Source organism: Bradyrhizobium sp. P2_E8, from assembly GCF_056403875.1.
This window is the reverse complement of sequence record NZ_JBFUES010000692.1, coordinates 1-4,227: the sequence shown is the minus strand read 5'-3', so window position 1 is coordinate 4,227 and position 4,227 is coordinate 1. Positions and strand designations below refer to the sequence as shown.

2 protein-coding genes are annotated in these 4,227 nt (G+C 67.5%); one reads left to right on the top strand and one right to left on the bottom strand.

Translation table 11 applies throughout. From position 1 onward, the window contains the following. Positions 1–1,359: methyl-accepting chemotaxis protein (locus AC1D00_RS29650; protein ID WP_477013114.1), on the top strand; the 1,359-nt coding region annotated here is incomplete at its 5' end. Positions 1,360–1,482: 123 nt separating this feature from the next. Here the strand turns inward: AC1D00_RS29650 and AC1D00_RS29645 are convergent. Next, positions 1,483–4,227, bottom strand: a 2,745-nt coding sequence (locus AC1D00_RS29645; RefSeq protein WP_477013113.1) for a YhdP family protein, incomplete at its 5' end; no start/stop codon positions are given.

Here is a 4,227-nt window from a genome sequence, read left to right as displayed (position 1 = left end):
CTCGAAGGCAAGATCACGGGCACCAAGGACTCCAATGGCGTACTGATCGCCGACGCCATTCTGAGGGCTGCCGACCAGGCTGCGCCGGGCGGCGTGACTTCTTATCTCTATCCGCGCCCCGGCCAGACCGAGCCGGTCCGCAAGACCGTGTTCGCGCGCAAATTCGCGCCCTGGAACGTGACCATCAGCTACGGGCTCTATGTCGACGACATCGACGCCGACGTGCGCGCACTGACGCTGGAGCTGGCCGTCATCGGCGTCGGCCTGATGCTGCTGATGGCGACGCTGTCCTGGCTGATCGCCCGCGACGTGCTCGGCGCGCTCGACCGCCAGAAGAACCGCATGCAGCAGATTTCCGAAGGCGCCATCGACAAGCCGGTCGAGGAGACCGACCGCGGCGACGAGATCGGCCGCATGGCCGAGACGCTGGAAGTGTTCAGGCAGACGGCGCTCACGGCGCGCACGCTCGAGGCCGAGCAGGTCGCCGCCAAGACCCGCAGCGAGCAGGAGAAGCGCGATGCCCTGATCGCGCTCGCCGACCGCTTCGATGCATCCGTCGGTCAGCTCGTCGGCCTGATGGCCTCGGGCTCCGGCGAGCTCGAGACCACCGCCAAGTCGATGTCGTCCACCGCGGAAGGCACCAACCGCCGCGCCGCATTGGTCGGCTCGGCCGCTACCGAAGCCAGCCAGCGCGTCCAGACCGTCGCGGCGGCGGCCGAGGAGCTCTCCTCCTCGATCACCGAGATCAGCCGCCAGGTGGCGCAATCCGCCGAGGTGACGGGGCGCGCCGTTGACAGCGCCCGCCGCACCGACACCATCGTGCGCGCACTCTCTGATGGCGCCCAGCAGATCGAGCACGTCGCCGAGCTGATCTCCAGCATCGCGGCGCAGACCAATCTGCTCGCCCTCAACGCCACCATCGAGGCCGCGCGTGCCGGTGAAGCCGGCCGCGGCTTTGCGGTCGTTGCATCCGAGGTGAAGTCGCTCGCCAGCCAGACCGCGGAGGCCACCCGCGAGATCGGCGACAAGATCGCCCAGATCCAGGGCGCGACCAAGGAGGCCGTGGACGCCATCGGCGGCATCACCGCCACCATCGAGGAGGTCAGCCGCATCGCCACCTCGATCGGCGCGGCCATCGAGGAGCAAGGCGCCGCCACCGCCGAGATCGCGCGCAGCGTCTCGCAGACCGCGGAGGCGACCAGGGAGGTCACCACCAATATCGGCGGCGTCAGCACCGCAGCCAACGAGACCGGCAACGCCGCCGGCATGGTGCTCGCGGCAGCCAGCAGCCTCTCCAAGCAGGCCGAGCAGCTCTCCGGCGAAGTCGGCACGTTCCTCGCCGGCGTCCGCGCGGCGTAAACTGCACAGACATTCTACGCGATCGTGGTCATGCCCGGGCTTGTCCCGGGCATCTACGTTCTTGGTGGGGCGTGGATGGCCGGGACAAGCCCGGCCATGACGCCGGAGAAAGAAACTTCGCGTCTACCGCCGCGCGAGGCTGCAACCGYTCGACAGCGGTCTTGCTGATCCGGTCGGGCTGTCGCCGGATTGTGCCGACGGCAACTGCTCGTCGAACGGCGTGTTCTGCTTGCCGGTGTTGAATTCGAAGATCTTGCGGAACAGGCCGGGCGCCATCGCCGAGATCGGATTGACGCGCATCACGGGCGCGGCCGGCGTGCCGACGACCTCATAGGTCACGCCGATCAATCCCTCGTTGTTGCCGCCGCCGAGGAAGATGCCGAACAACGGGATCTGGCCGAAGATGTTGTTGACGCCGTACACCGGCACGAAGGTGCCGCTCATGCACACCTGGTTGCCGGGATAGTCGATCGAGCCTTCGATGGTGCCGCCGATCATCGGTCCCTTGACGACGCCGTCGCGGATCGTGAGCGCGCCGTTCTGCCGGGTGAACTCCGCTCGCAGCGCCGTGAAGGCCACGCCGCTCTGCGCGCCATTGGGACCGCCCGCCGCGACGCGATCGAGCTGATCCATTCCCTTGACCGTGAAGTCGCGCACGTTGATCAGGCCTTCCCTGGTCGTAGGCTCCGACGTCGGCGGCTCCATCGCCACCACCATCTGGCCGCCGAAGACCTTGTTGGTGGTGTCGGTGAAGCGCAGCAGCGCGCCGGCATCGTTGGTCTGGAGATAGATCACCTCGCGGGCACCCTGGGCGCGGCCGCCGCGCAGATCGGCCGCCACCGGCGTATCGCGGCCGATCTTGCCGCTCAGCGTGAAGGCTTTGACGGCGCCGCTCCGCCGCGACATCTTGGCATCGACACTGCGCATGGCCTCGCCGTTGAAGCCGGCGACGGCGCCGAGCTTCACGTCGATGTCGAAATCGACGTTCTTCATCTTGCTCTTGGCATCGTCCTTGGAATTGCCTGAGATCGCCGACTTCAGGAAACCGCGGCCGTCGAACACGTCGCCGCGCATCGTGCCGCGGACCACGCCGTCCTGGTTGCGCTCGACCTTCAACGACGCCTTGTCGCCGTCGGACGGCGCATAGACCGGGAAGTTCGCGTTCATGAGGTCGCCGTTCGGATCGACCTCGAGCGAGCCCTTGATCGAGGCGCCGCCGCCCTCGATGACGATGTCCTCGAAGCGGGTCGATTGCCCCGTCGGCACCACCTTGAAGCTGGCCTTGCCCGATTTGCCGGGCAGCTTGACCCAGCCCGGAAGGATGTTGTCGAGCTTGACCGAGGTCAGGTCGGCCTCGATCCCGAGCTTCGTGGTCTGGTCCGCGCCGCCCGCGATCTTGCCCGAGAGCTTGATCGGCAACGAGCCGCTGACAGCGGGGCTGAGATCGAAGCCGAGGCGCGCGCGGCTCGCATCGTCCAGTGTCGCCTGCAAGCGGACATCGGCATCGCCCTCGGCCGGCTTGCGATAGTCGAGCGAGGCCGCCTGCCCGTTGATCTTGACGTCGCCCTTGACCTGGTAGCCCTGGTTGCTCGCGACGATCTTCAGGCTGTTGGCCTCCAGCTTCTGGTTCATCACCAGCTTGTCGGCGGCAAAGCCGTTGAGGTCGGCGGTGACGGCGTAGGTGGTGTCGGCCTTGGTCAGCTCGCCCTTGACCGGCAAGCCGAGCTGGATGTTCGCCGAGAACGTTCCCTTGCTGGTGTTGGGATCGACGACGGTCGCCGACAGATCGCTCAGCCGGTCATTGGCGAGCATTTCGGCCGCCGCAGGCACCGGTCCGTCGACGCGAAACCGGGTGCGCGACGGCGACGGTTTGGGCGCCATGTCCGGCACCTCGAAGACGAAGTCGGAGATCGTGACCTTGCGGCCGGCGGGCGTGTCGGCAATGCCCTGCCCGATGTTCACGGTGGCGGTGCGCCCGGTCACGCGCGCCTTCAAATCGGCATCGTGCACCACCGGCATGCCGTCCACCGGGCGGACCGCGACGCCGCTCGCCACGATGTTGACCGAGAGACCGTCGTCAGGAATGGGCGGGCCCTTGCGCGGAAGGTTCCTCGTCGGCGAATTGACGCCGATCTCGATGCGCTGGAGCGTGCCRCGTTCGATCCGATCGATCACCCATTCGCGCAACTCCGGAACGACGAGCGTCGGCCACATCCGCTTGAGCGCGGAGGCCGACATCGGCGTTCCCGCAAAGCCCAGCGTGAGCCGCGGCTCGCCCGAATAGTCGATGGCGCCGGTGCCGGCGACGCCGATCTCGCCGTTGCTGATATCGGCCTGCGTCAGCAGGAGGCGCTTGTGGTCGGTGTCGAAGCGGAAGCCGATCGCAATACGGTTGAAGACGAGCGGCGGCTCGTTGTCGATGCCGCCGAGCAGGATCGATCCGCCGCTGAAGCCGAGCTGCCAGTCGTTGACGTTGCCGTTGGGCGGCTCCAGATGCGCCAGCAGCGTCAGGCGGTTCGCGCCCGAGAGAATCTTGAACGGTGCGACCAGCACGCGCCGGTTGGCGTCCCACTCGACATTGATCTCGGCCGTGTCGATCGCCATCGGATAATCGGGCGTGTCGGTGTCGATGATGTTGCCCGCGCCGACCATGACCTTGCCGCGGAAGAAGGTCGGCACGCCGTCGCGGCCGAGCTCGCCCTTGAGCTCGCCGGTCAGCGGCAGGTCGGCGGTATAGGTGAGATCCTTGACCCGCAGCGCCAGCAGGATGTTGGCGGTGGATACCTTGTCGGCGCGGATGTCGACCGAGCGCACACCGTTCTCGGCGGGGCCAATCGTGGCACGCAGCGACCACGGGCGCGCGCCCTC